15 protein-coding genes are annotated in these 17739 nt (G+C 57.5%); 9 read left to right on the top strand and 6 right to left on the bottom strand.

The genetic code is table 11. The features are described from left to right. The first annotated feature begins 24 nt into the window (after positions 1–24). Positions 25–1917, top strand: coding sequence for a DNA topoisomerase IV subunit B (gene parE / locus JTA15_RS14150; RefSeq protein WP_020883640.1), 1893 nt, complete (start codon positions 25–27; stop codon positions 1915–1917). A gap of 83 nt (positions 1918–2000) precedes the next feature. Here parE and JTA15_RS14145 read toward each other — a convergent pair whose 3' ends face one another. After that, positions 2001–4142 (bottom strand): TonB-dependent siderophore receptor, encoded by a 2142-nt coding sequence (locus JTA15_RS14145; RefSeq protein ID WP_219372424.1) that lies wholly within the window; start codon positions 4140–4142, stop codon positions 2001–2003. Between the two features lie 384 nt (positions 4143–4526). Here JTA15_RS14145 and JTA15_RS14140 point away from each other — a divergent pair, with 384 nt between their 5' ends. From JTA15_RS14140 to JTA15_RS14120, 5 genes are read left to right on the top strand one after another with little or no spacing between them, the layout of a single operon-like run. Continuing rightward, a complete protein-coding gene (locus JTA15_RS14140; RefSeq protein WP_014171637.1) occupies positions 4527–5339 on the top strand; it encodes an ABC transporter ATP-binding protein in 813 nt (270 codons plus the stop codon). Next, positions 5336–6319: an iron ABC transporter permease gene (locus tag JTA15_RS14135; protein ID WP_219372423.1), complete on the top strand. Its 984-nt coding sequence runs from the start codon at positions 5336–5338 to the stop codon at positions 6317–6319. The genes JTA15_RS14140 and JTA15_RS14135 overlap by 4 nt, the downstream gene beginning before the upstream one ends. Next, entirely contained in the window at positions 6316–7356 is a 1041-nt protein-coding gene (locus JTA15_RS14130) for an iron ABC transporter permease (RefSeq protein WP_040018823.1), read from the top strand. The genes JTA15_RS14135 and JTA15_RS14130 overlap by 4 nt, the downstream gene beginning before the upstream one ends. A gap of 9 nt (positions 7357–7365) precedes the next feature. Continuing rightward, positions 7366–8316: an iron-siderophore ABC transporter substrate-binding protein gene (locus JTA15_RS14125; RefSeq protein WP_073396560.1), complete on the top strand. Its 951-nt coding sequence runs from the start codon at positions 7366–7368 to the stop codon at positions 8314–8316. Then, the gene (locus tag JTA15_RS14120) at positions 8313–9200 is read left to right on the top strand and encodes a MurR/RpiR family transcriptional regulator (protein WP_049023318.1); all 888 of its coding nucleotides are present in this window, start codon (positions 8313–8315) and stop codon (positions 9198–9200) included. Before JTA15_RS14125 ends, JTA15_RS14120 begins: the two co-directional genes overlap by 4 nt. Positions 9201–9205: 5 nt before the next feature. Here the strand turns inward: JTA15_RS14120 and JTA15_RS14115 are convergent, their stop codons facing one another. Next, entirely contained in the window at positions 9206–10045 is an 840-nt protein-coding gene (locus JTA15_RS14115; RefSeq protein ID WP_219372422.1) for an AraC family transcriptional regulator, read from the bottom strand. Between the two features lie 166 nt (positions 10046–10211). Here JTA15_RS14115 and JTA15_RS14110 point away from each other — a divergent pair, with 166 nt between their 5' ends. From JTA15_RS14110 to JTA15_RS14100, 3 genes are read left to right on the top strand one after another with little or no spacing between them, the layout of a single operon-like run. Then, positions 10212–12026, top strand: coding sequence for a DUF2264 domain-containing protein (locus JTA15_RS14110; RefSeq protein WP_219372421.1), 1815 nt, complete (start codon positions 10212–10214; stop codon positions 12024–12026). Positions 12027–12058: 32 nt separating this feature from the next. After that, positions 12059–13324 (top strand): oligosaccharide MFS transporter, encoded by a 1266-nt coding sequence (locus JTA15_RS14105; RefSeq protein WP_040018827.1) that lies wholly within the window; start codon positions 12059–12061, stop codon positions 13322–13324. A gap of 27 nt (positions 13325–13351) precedes the next feature. Beyond that, on the top strand, positions 13352–14539 hold the full coding sequence (locus JTA15_RS14100) for a glycoside hydrolase family 88 protein (RefSeq protein ID WP_020883650.1): 1188 nt from the start codon (positions 13352–13354) through the stop codon (positions 14537–14539). Between the two features lie 58 nt (positions 14540–14597). Here JTA15_RS14100 and JTA15_RS14095 read toward each other — a convergent pair whose 3' ends face one another. The 4 genes from JTA15_RS14095 to qseB all read right to left on the bottom strand — a co-directional run bounded on the left by JTA15_RS14095 (position 14598) and on the right by qseB (position 17635). After that, positions 14598–14912, bottom strand: a complete 315-nt coding sequence (locus JTA15_RS14095; protein ID WP_014171627.1) for a putative quinol monooxygenase — start codon at positions 14910–14912, stop codon at positions 14598–14600. Positions 14913–14942: 30 nt separating this feature from the next. After that, positions 14943–15524: an NAD(P)H-dependent oxidoreductase gene (locus JTA15_RS14090; protein ID WP_014171626.1), complete on the bottom strand. Its 582-nt coding sequence runs from the start codon at positions 15522–15524 to the stop codon at positions 14943–14945. A gap of 105 nt (positions 15525–15629) precedes the next feature. After that, entirely contained in the window at positions 15630–16979 is a 1350-nt protein-coding gene (gene qseC, locus JTA15_RS14085) for a quorum sensing histidine kinase QseC (protein WP_014171625.1), read from the bottom strand. After that, positions 16976–17635, bottom strand: a complete 660-nt coding sequence (gene qseB, locus JTA15_RS14080) for a quorum sensing response regulator transcription factor QseB (protein ID WP_014171624.1) — start codon at positions 17633–17635, stop codon at positions 16976–16978. The genes qseC and qseB overlap by 4 nt, the downstream gene beginning before the upstream one ends. Positions 17636–17739 lie beyond the last annotated feature (104 nt).

Raw genomic sequence — 17739 nt, 5'->3', positions numbered from 1 at the left:
CAATGCGAACTGCTAGTTTAAATCATGACGCAAACCTATAACGCTGATGCCATTGAGGTACTCACCGGGCTTGAGCCGGTTCGCCGCCGCCCTGGGATGTACACCGATACGACACGCCCAAACCATCTGGGCCAGGAAGTTATTGATAACAGTGTGGATGAAGCGCTGGCTGGCCATGCCAAACGCGTTGACGTCATCCTCCATGCCGATCAGTCGCTGGAAGTCATCGACGACGGACGCGGCATGCCGGTGGACATCCACCCGGAAGAGGGTGTGCCAGCCGTTGAGCTGATCCTCTGTCGTCTTCATGCGGGCGGTAAGTTCTCCAACAAAAACTACCAGTTCTCGGGTGGTTTGCACGGCGTGGGGATCTCCGTGGTTAACGCCCTGTCCAGACGCGTGGAAGTCAACGTCCGCCGCGACGGTCAGGTGTATAACATCGCCTTTGAAAACGGCGAGAAGGTGCAGGATCTGCAGGTCGTCGGCACGTGCGGCAAGCGCAATACCGGAACCAGCGTCCACTTCTGGCCTGACGAAAGCTTCTTCGACAGTCCTCGTTTCTCTGTTTCACGCCTGACGCACCTGCTGAAAGCCAAAGCGGTACTGTGCCCTGGCGTGGAAATTACCTTTAAAGATAACGTCAACAACACCGAACAGACCTGGCGCTATGAAGACGGTCTGAACGACTATCTGTGCGAAGCCGTTAACGGCCTGCCAACCCTGCCGGAAAAACCGTTTGTCGGTAATTTCACCGGTGATACGGAAGCGGTGGACTGGGCGCTGTTGTGGCTGCCGGAAGGCGGCGAGCTGCTGACCGAAAGCTACGTCAACCTGATCCCGACCATGCTTGGCGGTACGCACGTCAACGGTCTGCGTCAGGGGTTGCTGGATGCAATGCGCGAGTTCTGCGAATACCGCAACATTCTGCCCCGCGGCGTGAAGCTGTCGGCGGAAGATATCTGGGATCGCTGCGCCTACGTCCTGTCGGTGAAGATGCAGGATCCGCAGTTCGCCGGTCAGACCAAAGAACGTTTGTCCTCACGTCAGTGTGCGGCGTTCGTCTCCGGCGTGGTCAAAGATGCTTTCACCCTGTGGCTGAACCAGAACGTGCAGGCCGCCGAGATGCTGGCAGAAATGGCCATTTCCAGCGCCCAGCGTCGTCTGCGTGCCGCCAAGAAGGTGGTGCGTAAAAAACTGACCAGTGGCCCGGCGCTTCCGGGCAAGCTGGCGGACTGTACCGCGCAGGATCTGAACCGCACCGAGCTGTTCCTCGTGGAAGGGGACTCGGCAGGGGGCTCTGCCAAGCAGGCGCGCGATCGTGAATATCAGGCGATCATGCCGCTCAAGGGTAAGATCCTGAACACCTGGGAAGTGTCGTCGGATGAAGTGCTGGCCTCGCAGGAAGTGCATGATATCTCCGTTGCGATCGGCATCGATCCGGACAGCGACGATCTGAGCCAGCTGCGCTACGGTAAGATCTGTATCCTCGCGGATGCGGACTCCGATGGTCTGCACATCGCTACGCTGCTGTGCGCGCTGTTTGTGAAGCACTTCAGGACGCTGGTGAAAAACGGTCACGTCCACGTGGCGCTGCCGCCGCTCTACCGTATCGACCTCGGCAAAGAGGTCTACTACGCGCTGACGGAAGAGGAAAAAGCGGGCGTACTGGAACAGCTCAAGCGTAAGAAGGGCAAACCGAACGTGCAGCGCTTTAAAGGGCTGGGCGAGATGAACCCGATGCAGTTGCGCGAAACCACGCTGGATCCAAACACCCGCCGCCTGGTGCAATTGACCATCAGCGACGAAGACGAACAGCAAACCAACGCCATGATGGATATGCTGCTTGCTAAGAAGCGTTCGGAAGACCGACGCAACTGGCTGCAGGAAAAAGGCGATATGGCGGATATTGAGGCCTGATGCCCTCTCTTTACTCCTCTCCCACCGGGAGAGGGGATGGAACGAAGGCCCGGTAGGCGCTAGCGCCACCGGGCTTTTTTACATCAAAATTCCATCTTCACCGTAAACTGCACTTCACGTGGATCGCCTGGCTGGTTGCCGAGGTTATTGGTCGCAATCGACGAGGTGTAGTAGGTCTTATCAAACAGGTTCTTCACGTTGACCTGCAGCGTCACCGGATACTGTAGCTTCATTTTATAGGCCGCAAAGGCATCAGCAACAACGTACCCTGGCAAATAATAATCCGCACCGTTGGTCGCGGAGCGACGGCTCACGCCGTGTCCACCGCCGCCGATTGTCAGGGTATTCCCGCCGATGACGTTGTGAATATCGTACGTCAGGAACAGCGAACCGGTATGGCGCGGCACGTTTGGCAGCGGTTTGCCGGCATAATCCGGGTCTTCCAGCACTTTCGCGTCGGTGTAGCCATAGCTGGCAATAATATTGGTGTTCTCGGTCAGAGAGCCTGCCAGATCCACTTCCACGCCCTGCGAGCGCACGCGGCCAGCGGTTTTAGCAATGTTTTCACCCGCCACGCTTTCGGTGTACAGCACGTTGCGCTTGTGGATATCAAACAACGCGATGTTGGCGGTAATGCCGTTGAACAGGTCAAATTTAGCGCCGACTTCGTAGGCATTGGACGTTTCTGGCGGCAGGTCGCCAATGTAGCTCGCGATGGACGATTGCGGCATAAACGTCTGGGCGTAGTTCGCAAACAGCGAGACGGATGGCGTGAGCTTATAGACCAGCCCCAGCTTCGGCGTCCACTGCTCGTCGCGGCTGTCGGTATTGACGTTGAATGGTCTGCCCTTGCCCGCGTACTGGGTGTAATACTGATAACGCAGCCCGGCGACGGCAATCCATTTATCCGTCAGGTACAGGGCGTCCTGAGCGTAAGCGGAGTAACTCTCCTGTTTGAGCGTCTGATCGCTGTCCGCGGCGGAAACGGTCGTACACTTGCTCAGATTGCCGTAAGACGGATGATAAATATTGAAATCTTTCACATTCTTACAGCGAATCATATCCGTGCGCAGCAGGTCGTAATTCTCATACGACACGCCGGTCAGGATCTCATTGTAAAAGCCCGCGATATCCACGTTCCCCTGTAGGTCTGCACGGGTGGAATGCATGCGCTGCGTTGATCCTTGCGTCGCATCGACACGACGGGTCAGGTTGCCGGTTTTCGCGTCATAGGCCATCACCCGCGCCTGGTTATCGCTGTATTTATCCTGGCTGTAGCTGTAATCGAACTTCGCCGTCCACTGGCTGTTAAGGCGGTATTCCGCGTTGAGTTGCGCCAGATCGGACTGGCCATCGGTAATGTTGAACGGCTCGTCAAACCGGGTTTTACGGTCAACATTCACCGGCTGTTTGGTCGTGAGATCGAAGATCGTACCGCGATCGAACGGCGTCTTATAATCACGATGTGAATAGAGCACGGTCACGGTGGCGTCATCACCAAACCAGGTCAGCGAGGGCGCGATAAAGGTGCTGCGCGCCTTGCCGAAACTTCGCCAGTAATCTTCGTCCTGGTACTCGCCCGTCAGGCGGTAAGCCAGGCGCGTTCCTTCAATGGGACCCGTGACATCGAGCTGGCCGGTACCGCCGCCAAAACTTGAGGAGGTGCCCGAGATCGAACCGCCAAACTGTTTTTCCGGACGTCGGGTGACCACATTGATAAGCCCTCCCGGATCGAGGATGCCGTACAGCGTTGAGGCCGGTCCCTTGAGGACTTCCACACGCTCGGTGGCCGCGTTAAAGCTGCGCGGCAGCACGGTGCGCAGGCCGTTGGTCATGATTGAGCCGTCGCGGTTCGCGCCAAATCCACGGCGTACAAACGCATCCTGCGTGCCGCCCAGCGTGTTGGTCTGCACCACGTTACTGACGTTATAGAGGGCTTCATCCAGCGTGGTAGCGTGCTGATCTTCCAGCACTTTATCGCTGACAGTATTTACCACCTGCGGGATATCCAGCATCGGCATATTGGTCAGCGTGGCGGTGGAGGTGTTCAGCGGCTGATAGCCGTTGGTGGCATCGGCCACGGCATTAGGATCGGCGGTGACGGTAAGCGTTTCACCGTCCTGAGCCGCAGTGTTGTCTGCTGCCTGTACCAGCGGCGTCATAAACAGCAGTGAAAAGAGCGCGCGCCCTTTTACCCCAGAGAGTGAAGGAGTGAACGTAGCCATTACATCTGTTTTCCCGAAATATCCCGCGAATGAAGCGTCACGGAAGAATGTGTGAGTCATTGCCCTTTACGGTCTGCTCGTTAGCCATCGCTGGCATCGAACATGTAATTGAGAATCATTCAATCATGCGCTGGTGTAGTAGTAAATGGAAAAAAGCAAAAATCGACTACAGCAGTACGTCCCCTCTGATACTTAGCCGGGTAAGTAATTAACTTATTGAAAATAAATTAATTAATGCATTTAGCGGTTTTCCCGATCCTGCCCGATAACCCTGGGGTTTTAAGGGTGTTTCTTCTCTTGACTACTACATGGCGCAGCGGCAAACTCTCAAAAGAGAATGAGTTTTATTTTTATTTGTTAGTTTTTTATTAAGTTGGCGTTCACGTGGCTCACAACACGAATAAGTCAGGGCTGGTTCTTGAGAACCTCTCTGCTGGCTATCAGAAAAAAATCATCGTCGATGAGATCTCGCTTGCGATCCCCCCACAGAAAATAACCGTTCTGGTGGGCGCGAACGGCTGTGGAAAATCCACGCTGCTGAGCACGATCGCACGTCTGCTGCAACCGCTCGGGGGAGCTGCGCTGCTGGATGGCAAAGCCATTCATCAACAGCCAACCAAAGCGGTCGCCCGTCAGCTGGGCATTCTGCCGCAGTCACCGCTGTTGCCGGAAGGGTTAACCGTGTTTGAGCTGGTTTCGCGCGGGCGTTTCCCCTGGCAAAATTTTATGCGCCAGTGGAGTGACGAAGACGAGCAGGCCGTGGAAGAGGCACTGCGCCTGACCGGTACGGCGGAGTTTGCCCATTTGCCGGTGGAAAGCCTTTCCGGCGGCCAGCGTCAGCGCTGCTGGATTGCGATGGCGCTGGCGCAGCAAACGCCCTATATTCTGCTCGACGAGCCGACAACGTTTCTTGACCTCCGCTATCAGGTGGAAATCCTTGAACTGCTGCATACGCTGACCCGCCAGCACGGGCGCACCGTCGTGGTGGTGCTGCACGATCTTAACTTCGCGGTGAACTACGGTGATTCCCTGGTCTTTTTACGCCAGGGGAAAGTCGAGGGCGTGCTTCACGAGGGCGATACCTGTACGCCGGAACTGATCAAAGCGGTGTTTGAGGTTGACGTACATATGTCAGTTAATCCGCTCACCGGCAAACCGTTCTTCATGCCGTTTCGCCAGGTCGCAGAAAAATCATGATACGAACGTCACTGGCTTTTCTGCTCTTTGCGTTACTGCTGGTGATGGGCGCAATTGCACACCTGGGCACGGGCGCGCGCGTTATTTCTCCCCTGACGGTCGTGCAGGCTTTTGTCGATTTCGACCCGCGCAATTTCGACCATAACATCATTATCAGGCTGCGCCTGTTACGCCTCCTTGCGGCCATGCTGACCGGCGCTGCACTTGGCGTGGCAGGCGTCTTGCTGCAGTCCGTTATCCGTAACCCGCTGGGTGAGCCACATATTCTGGGGCTGAATGCTGGCGCCGCGCTGGCCGTCGTGCTGACAAGTGCACTCGGGTTCACCCTGCCGTTTGGTCGCCCGTTGATTGCCGCCACCGGCGCCGCCGGGCTGTTTCTGCTGGTACTGATGCTCTCCTCTTCGGGACGCACCGGGTTGACGCCGATGAAAGTCACCTTGTGCGGGGTGGCGATGTCGGCGTTCGCCTCCTCGCTTACCGCCACGGTCCTGATCCTCGATGAGCAGACGCTTCTCGCCTTACGCACCTGGCTGGCGGGGGATTTGGCCGGGATAACAGAAGGGACGCTTCGCAGCGCTTCGTGGGCCGCTGGCGCGGGTTTCGCCCTTGCGCTCTGGCTGTCGCCATCACTCAATATGCTGGCACTGGGAGACCGGATGGCCCAGGGGCTTGGCGTATCGCTTCTCAGGACGCGCCTGTTCGCGCTGCTGGCAATCGCGCTGCTGTGCGGCGCGGCAGTCTCCGTTGCCGGGCCGATTGGTTTTATTGGCCTCGTGGTGCCGCAGCTGATACGGCGTCTGGTGACGGTGGATCTGCGCGTGATGGTGCCGCTTTCAGCCCTGTGTGGAGGGTTGGTTTTGCTGCTGGCGGATCTCGCCGCCCGCGCGCTGTTTACCCCTAATGAACTGGCGACCGGCATTATGACCGCGCTGGTCGGTGCTCCCGTCTTTATCTTTATGGCCTCGAGGGCGTTCAAATGAGCCGGGCCGGACTGCGCGCGTTGCGTATTGGCACCTTTTCAACGCTGGTACGCCCGAGGGCGCTGGCCTGCCTTGCGCTGATTTCACTCACGGCCTTTATCCTGCTCGGGTTTGGCCTGACGCACGGCTCGCTGCCGATCCCGACGTCGGCCATCGGACGGGCGCTGCTGTATCCGCAAAGTCTGGAGGCGGATACGCGCTACATCGTGATGGATATCCGTCTGCCGCGTCTGCTGATGGCGGTGTTATGCGGTGCCATGCTCGGCATGGCGGGGGCAGCGATGCAGTCTGTCACCCGTAATGGCCTTGCCGACCCGGGGCTTATCGGCGTGAAAGAGGGATGTAGCGCGGCGGTGCTGGTGCTGATTTTTCAGTTCCCGGCGCTCAGCCTGGCCTGGCGACCGCTGGCGGGAATGGCGGGGGGCATACTCACCGCGCTGCTGGTGGTGGCGCTGGCGCGCGATATTTCGCGGCCGCGATTTATCCTGACGGGGATCGGTGTTTCCTGGGCGTTTGCCGCGGCAATGGGGGTCTTTATGACCACCGCCGACGTGCGTGACGTGCAAACGGCGATGCTGTGGCTGGCGGGAAGCCTGCATGCCGCAAACTGGACGCTGGTGGGCATTGCGGCAGCCTGGACGCTGCCGGCATTTGCGCTATTGCTGTTGACCGCGCGCGCCGCAGACGTGGCTCTGATGGGCAACCCCACCGCAACGGGGCTTGGCGTACACACCTCACGGCTGGCGCTGCTGCGCGTGCTTGCCCCGGTGGTGCTGACCGCGGCCTGCGTCTCCTGCGTGGGCAGTATCGGTTTTGTGGGACTGATTGCGCCACATATGGCACGCCTGCTGCTGCGCGGCGGACAAACCGCGCTGCTGGCGGGAAGTGCCGTGCTGGGTGCGCTGCTGGTTCTGCTGGCAGATAACGTCGGACGTCTGGCTTTCCTGCCGCTGCAGCTGCCGGCAGGCGTAGTCATTTCATTGATTGGCGGACCGTTTTTCCTGTTGCTGCTCTGGCAGCGACGGGACAGATTTTAGGGGATGGTGATGCGTATACTTTTTTCGATGTTGTTGCTGGTGGGGTTTACCGTGAGTGCGGCGGAGCCGACGCAGACGTTTACCGACGATCTGAACCGCAAGGTGACTGTGCCCCTTCACCCGAAGCGGATTGTCTCGCTGCACGATCTGGATATCACCATTCCGCTGATTGAGCTCGGCGTGCCGCCAGTGGCAAGCCACGGGCGCACGCGGCCGGACGGTAGCCATTTTCTGCGCGCCAGCGGCATGCTGACGGGCGTTGATTTTGATAACGCCGACATCAAATTTATCGGCTCCGCGGATATCGACATCGAGGCCATCGCCGCTGCAAAGCCGGATCTGATCATCACCGAACCAACCCGTAACACGCCGGTTGAACAGCTGGAGAAAATTGCCCCGACGGTGAGTATCGATCATCTCGATGGCGGCGCGCCGGAGATCTACCGCAAGCTCGCACAGCTCACGGGCACCGAAGCCCGGCTGAAGATCCTTGAACGTCGCTATCAGGAGCAGATTAACGCCCTGAAAGCGACCATCGACACCCGCAACATTACCGTGTCGGTGATACAGGCCAACCAGGGCAAAATCAACGCCATGCACAGCTACCACTCGCTGGGGCGCGTGCTGCGCGACGCAGGATTCACATTCCCGCCGCTGATTGAGTCCATCCCTGACGGCGGTCGAATTGACGTCAGCGCCGAGCGTCTGCCCGAGCTGGATGCAGATTTTGTCTTTGCCACCTGGCGCGGGGATACCGGCGGCAAACCGCAGGATGAGCTGGCAGCGATGGATGCCGTGATGCCTGGCTGGTGTCAGTTCCTCAATGCCTGTCGCACCGGCCACTACGTACTGATCTCCCGTGAAGAGGCCATCTCGAACTCCTTTGCCTCCTTAGGCCTGATGGCCGCCCAGGTGCAGTCGCAGATTGCCGGTCGACCGCTGCCGGAGGCGTCACAGTGATCAGAAAAGACAAAGCCCGGGTTGATGTCTATGGCGACCGCTTTCGCTCGCGGGGGCACCAGCTCACGCCGCGCCTGCTGCAGGTTGCGCGTTACATCAATGAAAACCGCGAAGCGGTGATGGAGCAGACGGCGATGGAGATTGCCGCGTTGCTGAAAACCTCGGACGCTACGGTGGTACGCGCCATTCAGGCTCTTGGCTTTGCCGGGCTGCGTGACCTGAAGCAGACTCTGGAGCAGTGGTTTGGGCCGGTGGTCTCCTCCAGTGAAAAAATGTCCACCACGGTGAATACGCTCACCAGCGACGTGAACGCGAGCATCGATTTTGTGCTGGAAGGGCATCAGCATACCTGTAACGTGCTATCCGAGCCGCACAACCGCTACGCAATGGCGCAGGCGGTGTCGTTGCTGGCGCAGGCACGTCAGGTCGCGATCTTTGGGATTGGGGCTTCCGGCATTCTGGCCGAGTACACTTCCCGGCTGTTCAGCCGTATCGGCCTGCCCGCTATTGCGCTCAACCGCACCGGCATTGGTCTGGCAGAGCAACTGATAGCCTTACAGCGCGGCGACGTGCTGGTGATGATGGCGCAAAAATCGGCCCACCGGGAAGGACAAACCACGCTGCGTGAAGCGAAACGGCTGGGTATTCCCACGATATTGCTGACCAATGCTACGGACTCGCGCTTCAGCAAAGAGGCCAGCGTGGTGATCCACGTTCCGCGCGGCGGTGAAAAGGGCAAAATTCCGCTCCACGGCACGGTGCTGCTGTGTCTGGAGATGATCATTTTGTCTGTAGCGTCAACGGAGCCCCAGCGCACCATCAGGTCGATGAAGCGCATTAACGAATTTCATCGCGGGTTAAAACCGGGCAAGAAGAGCGGGTGAGGGGTTCACGCCGCGCCATAATTTTTCCGGTACTGCAGCGGCGTCTCACCAATCCCTTTTTTAAAGGCGCTGATAAACCACGTCACGTCGGAAAATCCCACCCGCGCGGCAATCTCACGCACGCTGGCATCACTGTGCAGCAAGTACTCGCAGGCTTTTCGCAGCCGTAGCGTATTCAGATAGTCGTGGATCTTCTCGCCTGTTTCCGCATGGAATTTTCGCGATACATAGCTGCGTGATTTTCCCAGCTCAGCCGCCAGCGCATCCAGGCGAAATTTCTCCCGATAGTGTTCATCCAGCCAGAACATCACCTGACTTGCCACCCCCTGACTGCTCCCCGGGGCACCGTCGTTATCATCCGGCAGCATGGCAAACAGGCTAATCAACAGCCCGGCAATGTTTTCGCTGTTCAGCGGCGGCTGATAACAGCCAAGAAGATAATCGATATGCTTCTGGCAATGCGCCAGGTCAGCGACCCAGGCCTCGCCGCCACGACGAGACAGCTTCTGCAGACGCTGCTGAGCCTGCGGAAAATCACGCAGGGTTTTCAGTACGGCATGCTGGTCGAGATGAATAATGGTGCGCCTGTAAAGGGCCTCTGCCTTCTCGTCCACCATCACCTTATGCAGGGTAAATGGTGGGAAGAAAAACAGCCGCCCGGGGCGCATGGTGTAATGACGGTTATCGACAATCGCCACGCCAAAGCCTTCTTCCACATAGAGAATTTCCAGACACTGATGCCAGTGGTGATAGCGCACCGTGTTGGCGAACAGGCGGCTAAACGACACCACGGTATCATTTAAGGTAATCAGCTCCAGATGTTCGGATGTTGGCGTGTCGCGCATAGTGCAATAAAACTCAACTTTTCCCCGTCAGAATCTCTTTATAAACCACCTTTTTAAATTTTCTTAACTGCGGGTTTATTCATCGCTCTTACCTGTGACATGGCTAACATTTCTGCCCCGTGTGGATTCACTATGCTTTGCCGCAGTTGATTACGAGGGTGAGCGTATGTGGGCGGCAAACAAAGAAAAATCAAATCCGTTGTCTTCACGCCAGGATATCGTGGCGTCACTGAATACTCTGTTGAGTGCACTGGATAAAGCGTTTGCGCCGGGCAGTTCACGATTTTCGCTGGGTGAAACCTGTGCGCATTACAGCACGGATATCGCGCAGATGGAGGGACTCTCACGTGCGCTATGGGGGCTGTTTCCGCTGCTGGCATCCGGCGATGCCAGCCCCTTTTGCGAAAAATACCTTACCGCGATCAAACTCGGCACCGATCCGCACAGTGACGGTTACTGGGGCGAAACCGGCCCCTACGATCAGCGTCTGGTCGAGATGGCGGCCTACGGTCTGGGGCTTGCCCTGCTGGGGGATAAACTCACCGCGCACTTCACCGGGCGCGAGGTCATGAACCTGCACGCATGGCTCAACCAGATCGCCCATGCGCAAATGCCGGATAGCAACTGGAACTACTTTGCCATTATGGTGCAGCTCGGTTTTAAGCGCGCCGGGCTGCCGTATGACCAGACGGCGATTGACCGACGGTTTGCGATGATGGAGGCCTATTACCTGGGCGATGGCTGGTATTCCGACGGGCCGGGGCGGCCGAAAGACTATTACATCTCGATGGCATTCCATTTCTACGGCCTGATTTACGCCACCCTGAGCGGTGACGAGGAGAGGTCGCAGGTGCTGCGAGCGCGTTCGCGCCTGTTCGCCGAAGATTTTATCTACTGGTCAGCCGCCGACGGTGCCTCGGTACCGTTTGGTCGCAGCCTGACCTATCGCTTTGCAATGGTCGCCTTCTGGAGTGCCGTCGCCTTTTCCGGTCTGGAGGTGTTCACGCCGGGGATTGTGAAGGGCATCGTGCTGCGCCATCTGCGCTGGTGGCAGCAACAGCCCATCACCGATCGGGACGGCATTCTGACCCTCGGTTTTGCTTATCCGAACCTGGCGATGTGTGAGGACTATAACGCCCCCGGCTCGCCATACTGGGCGCTGAAAACCTACCTGATTCTGGCGATGCCGGAGGATCATCCGTTCTGGCAGGCTGAAGAGCAGCCGCTGCCCGCGCTTGCGGAAAAACGCGTCATCCCGCATGCACAGCAGATCCTGATGCATGCCGGTCAGTCGCAGCACGTCACCCTGCTTACCGCCGGGCAGCTTGAGCTGAATAACTACGTGAATACGGAAGCCAAATACACCAAATTTGCCTACTCCAGCCGCTTTGGTTTCACGATTGAGCGCGGACGGTTTGGCCTGAAACATGCCGCCTGCGACTCCATGCTGCTGCTGGCAGACGGGGATAACTATTTCCGCGGTCGCCGCGAGTGTGAAGCGGTGCGGGTCACTGACGATTATCTCTACTCACGCTGGTCTCCGTGGCATGACGTCCATATCGAAACCTGGCAAGTGCCGTTTGGTGAGTGGCACCTGCGCCTGCACCGTATCAACAGCGCCCGTCGACTGAATACGGCGGAGGGCGGTTTTGCGGTGATGAACACCGAACCGCAGATCCGTGAGAACGGATGCTGGCTTGTCGCCGGTAACGGCACCAGCGTGCTGGTCGATCTCTCTCCGGTGGTTAGCCGTGAACCGGACAGCATCGTCACACCGCCGAACAGCAGCATTATGTTCCCGGAATGCGCTGCCATTCCGCTGTTGAAAACCACGCTTGCGCAGGGGGAGAGCTGGCTCTGTTGTGCCGCCGTCGCCGGCGAAAGCCAGCCGGTTATGGCAGTCCCACAACTGAATATTAGCGAGAACCGGGTTGTTATCCGCGAGCCCGGCAGTGAGCGACAGCTGTCGTTCTCATTATAAAAACTCTGACCCTACACGTCGGCGAGGATGATATGAAAAAGACCGCTACAACAAACAGAACTGAATATTACAAAATCAGCAGTTTTATATTTCTCTATTTCTTTACCTGGTCTGCCAGTATTGGCCTGCTGGCTATCTGGTTAGGCCAGAAAGCGAACCTCAGTGGTTCGGTGATTGGTACCGTATTTGCGGTGAACGGGATTTTCTCCGTCATTCTGAAGCCCATCTATGGCTATATTCTCGATAAGATCGGCATGAGCAAATACCTGCTCTATTTTGTAGTGGCAATGTCTGCCCTGATGGCGCCGTTCTTTATTTATGTCTATCAGCCGCTGTTAATGTCCAACACGCTGTTGGGGATTATTATTGGCGCACTCTATTTAAGCTTTGCCTGGTATGCGGGCGTGGCGGCGTGCGAATCCTATTCTGACCGTTTTAGCCGTTTAAACGGCATGGAGTTTGGTCAGATCCGGATGTGGGGCTCCCTTGGCTGGGCAGTGGCGTCCTCCTTCTCCGGCCTGCTCTTTAATCTCTCGCCAGCGTATAACTTTATTATGGGCAGCGTGGCATCGGTGGTGATGCTGATTGTCCTGTTGAGCCTGAAAGTGAACACTAACTCCGCACATGCCGGCGAAGTGCTGACGAAAGAGAAAATTGCCCCGTCAGACGTTTACGCGCTGCTGCGTAACCGTAAATTCTGGGCCTTCTGTCTGTACGTGGCCGGTGTGGCGTGGATGATGTTTATCGCCGAGCAGCAGTTTTCGCGCTATTTCGTGACCTTCTTTGATGATATTCACCAGGGCAATGCGGTGTTTGGTTATCTGGGGACCGTGCAGTCGGGAATGGAGTTTGTCATGTATATGGTGATCCCGCTGCTGGTGAACGCTATTGGCGCCAAACGTGGGCTGTTAATTGTCGGGCTGGTGGTCGGTGCGCGTCTGATTATTTCCGGTCTGTGTGATTCACATCTGTTAATTTCCATTCTTAAGCCGCTGTACGGTCTGGAAATTTGTCTGCTGCTGGTCTCCGTCTTTAAATATATTGCCGAACATTTCGATAAGCGCGTTAACGCCACCATGTATTTGCTGGGATATCAGGCGATGCTGTACGTCGGCAATGTCGTGGTCTCGTCGCCTGCTGGCTATATGTATGACCGCATCGGTTTCGAGAACACCTATATCATCATGGGCGCCACGGCGCTGATCTTCACGTTTATTTCTGCCTTTACGTTATCTGCCTGCCAGAGTAAATGGCGCGGCCCCCGCTCGCTGAACGTAGCAGAACCCTCATCACGATAATTAAGCCGTCAAAGAAGGAACCGAAATATGTTAAGTCGTATCGCAGAGGAACGCCTGCCCGCTATCCCCGTGCCCGTTGATTCGCGCGTATTCCGCGATGAACTGAGTTCAGCACGCGACCATGTCCTTGCGCTGATTAGCCGCCATTTAACGGCGTTTGGTGAGCAGTTCCCGGCGGAAACCTGCCAGCAGGGTTTTTATCCGCTGACCGACAACGTGGAGTGGACCACCAGCTTCTGGACCGGGCAGCTGTGGCTGGCATGGGAGATGAGCGGCGAAGCGAAATTCCGTGCGATGGCGGAAAAACATGTGCGCTCGTTTGGCCTGCGTATCGCCGGGCGCCACGACACTAACACCCACGATCTGGGCTTTTTGTATACGCTCTCCTGCGTGGCGGCCTGGCGACTGACCGGTAACCGTGAGGCGCGTGGCTTCTCGCTGCTGGCGGCAGAGGCGCTGCTGGAGCGCTTCCACGAGAAGGCAAAAATTATTCAGGCGTGGGGCGATCTGGCTGACCCGGAACAGGCCGGGCGGATGATTATCGACTGCAATATGAACCTGCCGCTGCTCTACTGGGCGAGCGAACAGACGGGCGATCCGCGCTTTGCCGATGCCGCCAAAGCACACGTGATGCAGGCAGCGAGGTACCTTATCCGTGAAGATGCCTCAACGTTCCACACCTACTATATGGATGTGCACACCGGCGCGCCGCGCTACGGCAATACTCAGCAAGGCTATGCCGATGACTCCTGCTGGTCGCGCGGGCAGGCGTGGGGAATTTACGGCTTCCTGTTGAGCTACATCTATACCGGTGATGCGACGATGATTGCCCTGTCGAAACGGCTGGCGAACTACTTCCTCAACCGTCTGCCGGAAGATTACGTCTGCCACTGGGATCTGGCGCTGGTCGGCACGGATGCGCTACGCGACGCGTCCTCGGCGGCGATTGCGGTATGTGGCCTGCTGGAGCTGGTGAAGCACCTGCCGGTGACCGATCCGGATCGCGAGCGGTATTCTGAATGGGCAAAAGGAATGATGTCGTCACTGACGAAACACTACCTGATGGGCAAAGATGAGAAGGGCACTGGGCTGCTGAAGCACTCCGTTTATCATCTGGCAAGCAATAAAGGCGTGGACGAGTGCGCGAGCTGGGGGGACTACTTCTACGTGGAGGCGCTGGTCAGGTTTACCCAAAGCTGGAAGTTGTACTGGTAATATGCCTCCCTGACCCTCTCCCGGAAGGGGGAGGGCAGGAATCAGGAACTGGGTAAACTTACACCCCTTGCTCCAGAATGCGGATATGCGTTTCCAGCACATCGCCCTTCACCGCGTCGCTCCACGCTTTCATGTGCGCGGTCTGCAGGTGGGCTTCAAGATGGGCCACGGTTTCCCACTGCTCAATCATAATGATCGAGTCTGGGGCAGTAGCCTGGAAGCTGGCGGTGGTGGTGGCGTCGACCATCGGCGCGTAGCCGTGGCAGCCTTCTTCCTTCAGTACGGTGGGGATAATTTTCACGAACTCATCCAGCACCGCCTGGCGGTGATGTTGGCCTGGACGAGTACGGATTTCAGCAATAACAGTAAGCATGGTTAACTCCTTCTAATTCCAGGTTACCAGTTAAGCAAAAATTTCCGCGAGATGCTTGCGATATTCTGCGATATAGCGCGGGACGTCAGGCATTTTGATGACGTCGTTAACGATAAAGGTTGGCAGCGGCGTCATTCCGAGGAACTGGTTAGCTTTGTGGAACGGCAGATATGCGCCGTCAACGCCCACCCCTTCGAAGAACTGATCTTTCTCGGTGAACGCTTCCAGCGGTGCGTTCCAGGTCAGGGACAGCATATATTTTTTGCCCTGAATCAGGCCGCCAGAACCGTATTTTTTGGAGGCGTCGGAGCGGGTGCGACCGTCGCTGGCGTACAGTGCGCCATGGCCTTCGGTGAAGACATCATCCATGTATTTTTTCACGGTCCAGGGGGCACCCATCCACCAGCCAGGCATTTGCCAGATAATCACGTCAGCCCACAGGAAGTTCTGCACTTCCGCGTTGACATCGTAATCGCTGTCCGCGCGCACGACCTTAACATCATGCCCGGCGTCGCGCAGAAAACCGTCCGCGACCTCGGTCAGGGTGTCATTCAGCTGGCCTTTAGAGTGCGCAAATTCTTTTGCACCGTTGATAATCAGAATGTTGCTCATGAGGTGTCCTCGAAGATGAAAGTATGGCGAGGATTCTACGCGCGCGAGCGATGCGGTTAAATGAGCAAAATGTGCAAAGTCTTTTGCATTAAACGCAATAATCCCTTACCAGCTGACCTTCACTTCGAAGCCGCCTTCTGCCGCATTGCCCAGCGCGACGCGCATACCATGCAGGGCGGCAATGCGCCTGACGATAGATAACCCCAGGCCGCTACCCGTTGCATCCTGTCCCGGTGGGCGATAAAAACGCTCGCCAATACGCGCCAGCGCATCGGTGGAAACGCCGGGGCCGGTGTCACGCACGGTAAAACGCCGGGTGTCCAGCGTGACGTCCACCACGCTGCCATGCGGGCTATAACGCACGGCGTTGTCCAGCAGGTTACGCACCAGCAGGCTCAGCAGCAGCGGCTGGCCCTGACGTGTGACCTGTGGGGCATGAATGTTCAGACGAATATCAATCCCGGCCTGCTGTGCCGGATGCCAGATATCCAGCACCGCCGACTGCAGGAGATCGGCCATCACGATCGGTTCGATATCGTCGAGGTTATCCAGCGAGTCCAGACGCGACAGCGTAAGGAGCTGATCCACCAGCCGGGATGCGCGATCGATACCCGCATGCAGCTGCGCCAGCGCTTTTTGCTGCGCCTGCGGATCGTCCTGATACAGTTGCGCCACGTCGGTTTGCACCTTCAGGGCCGCGAGAGGGCTGCGTAGCTCGTGCGCGGCATCTGAGGTAAAACGACGCTCGCGGGTCATCATCTCCTGAGTTCGCGTGAACAGATGGTTCAGCGAGTCGAGCAGCGGGCGCACCTCAGTGGGAACCCCCTGAGTCGGAAGCGCGTCGGTGGCATCCGGTGAGCGGGAGCGCAGGGTCTGCGCCAGTTTTTTTAACGGTTTCAGTTCCCGGCTCAGCAAAACGATCAGCAACAACAGCATCAGGGGCAGCGCCACCAGCCACGGGGTCAACTGGGAGCTGACCACATCTACCGCCATCTCCTGGCGATACTCCCACTCCTGGCCGACCACCACGCGGTACTTCCCGTCGGGTGAGGTGAGCCATAAAAAACGCCACTCGTCGTTGTCGCCCTGTAGCCGTCCATTATCAAACCCGTCACGGCGATAGTGGTACGGAATGTCCCGCCCGTTTTCGCCGTCATTTAACATCATCTTGCCGTCGGTGGCGTAGATGGCGAAGGCCAGCGCGTCGTCATCCAGACGACCGTGCTTCGCTTTTTTGGGGATCTCACGCATCCGTTCGGGGGCCCGGATCTCATCCAGATCCATGGTCAACAGGCGTTTGGCAAACAGCATCTGCTGCGTATCGAACAGCTTATCCAGCGTGTGGGTGGTCTGCTGCCAGGCGACCAGGCTTGCGGCAAACCACGCCGTCAGCGACAGCACTAAAAAGAGGAGCGTCAGGCGCAGCTTCAGGCTCAGGCGTTGAGTCAGTTTCATGCGTCACCCAGGGTATAGCCGATACCGTGCACGGTGCGGATAAATTCGCTGCCCAGTTTACGACGAAGATGGTGGACGTGGACTTCAACGGCGTTGCTGGAGACGTCGTCGTCCCAGGTGTAGAGCTTTTCCTCGATCAGCTTGCGCGGCAGCACGCGGCCCGCGTTACGCATCAGCAGCTCCAGCAGGGCGAACTCTTTCGGCTTGAGCGTCAGCGTTTCGCCGTCCAGCGTGGCCACGAGACTGGAGGGATCGAGCGTGACCTTTCCATGGTGCAACTCGCTGCGGGTCTGGCCGTGGCTTCGGCGCACCAGCGCCTCAAGGCGGGCAGCCACTTCGATCAGTGCAAAGGGCTTGCACAGGTAATCATCCGCCCCCAGACGCAGCCCTTCGACACGCTGGTTCAACGCATCCCGCGCCGTCAGAATCAATACCGGCTCGCGGCGTCCGCTTTCGCGCCAGGCGCGCAGAATATCCAGTCCGTCGATTTCCGGCAGCGTCAGATCCAGCACTACGGCATCATACGGTGCAGAATGAAGCGCGGTCTGGCCGGTTTTTCCGTCGGTGAACCAGTCCACGCTAAAGCCCATTTTGCTTAAACCCGCCTTGATGCCATCGCCGATCAGCTTGTCGTCTTCAACCAGTAAAATGCGCATGTTCCCTCCTTGATAACGTCAGTAAACCCTCTGCATCAGCCTGCTGTACAGTAATAATAAATAAATTTTTCCCTTAAGAAGTTGTTAAGGTTTACCCTGTTAAA

This window comes from Enterobacter sp. BIDMC 29 (genome assembly GCF_019378755.1).
In the GTDB taxonomy this organism is placed as follows: Bacteria; Pseudomonadota; Gammaproteobacteria; order Enterobacterales; family Enterobacteriaceae; genus Enterobacter; species Enterobacter ludwigii.
Note: the sequence above shows the minus strand (reverse complement) of the source record. Positions and strands in the feature narration are given on the sequence as shown.

Bases quoted from the DNA above. Each gene is read 5' to 3' on its own strand.
- JTA15_RS14145 (WP_219372424.1), bottom strand. From the start codon at position 4,142: ATGGCTACGTTCACTCCTTCACTCTCTGGGGTAAAAGGGCGCGCGCTC.
- JTA15_RS14110 (WP_219372421.1), top strand. From the start codon at position 10,212: ATGTGGGCGGCAAACAAAGAAAAATCAAATCCGTTGTCTTCACGCCAG.
- JTA15_RS14105 (WP_040018827.1), top strand. From the start codon at position 12,059: ATGAAAAAGACCGCTACAACAAACAGAACTGAATATTACAAAATCAGC.
- JTA15_RS14115 (WP_219372422.1), bottom strand. From the start codon at position 10,045: ATGCGCGACACGCCAACATCCGAACATCTGGAGCTGATTACCTTAAAT.
- JTA15_RS14125 (WP_073396560.1), top strand. From the start codon at position 7,366: ATGCGTATACTTTTTTCGATGTTGTTGCTGGTGGGGTTTACCGTGAGT.
- JTA15_RS14130 (WP_040018823.1), top strand. From the start codon at position 6,316: ATGAGCCGGGCCGGACTGCGCGCGTTGCGTATTGGCACCTTTTCAACG.
- JTA15_RS14100 (WP_020883650.1), top strand. From the start codon at position 13,352: ATGTTAAGTCGTATCGCAGAGGAACGCCTGCCCGCTATCCCCGTGCCC.
- qseB (WP_014171624.1), bottom strand. From the start codon at position 17,635: ATGCGCATTTTACTGGTTGAAGACGACAAGCTGATCGGCGATGGCATC.
- JTA15_RS14135 (WP_219372423.1), top strand. From the start codon at position 5,336: ATGATACGAACGTCACTGGCTTTTCTGCTCTTTGCGTTACTGCTGGTG.
- qseC (WP_014171625.1), bottom strand. From the start codon at position 16,979: ATGAAACTGACTCAACGCCTGAGCCTGAAGCTGCGCCTGACGCTCCTC.
- parE (WP_020883640.1), top strand. From the start codon at position 25: ATGACGCAAACCTATAACGCTGATGCCATTGAGGTACTCACCGGGCTT.
- JTA15_RS14090 (WP_014171626.1), bottom strand. From the start codon at position 15,524: ATGAGCAACATTCTGATTATCAACGGTGCAAAAGAATTTGCGCACTCT.
- JTA15_RS14095 (WP_014171627.1), bottom strand. From the start codon at position 14,912: ATGCTTACTGTTATTGCTGAAATCCGTACTCGTCCAGGCCAACATCAC.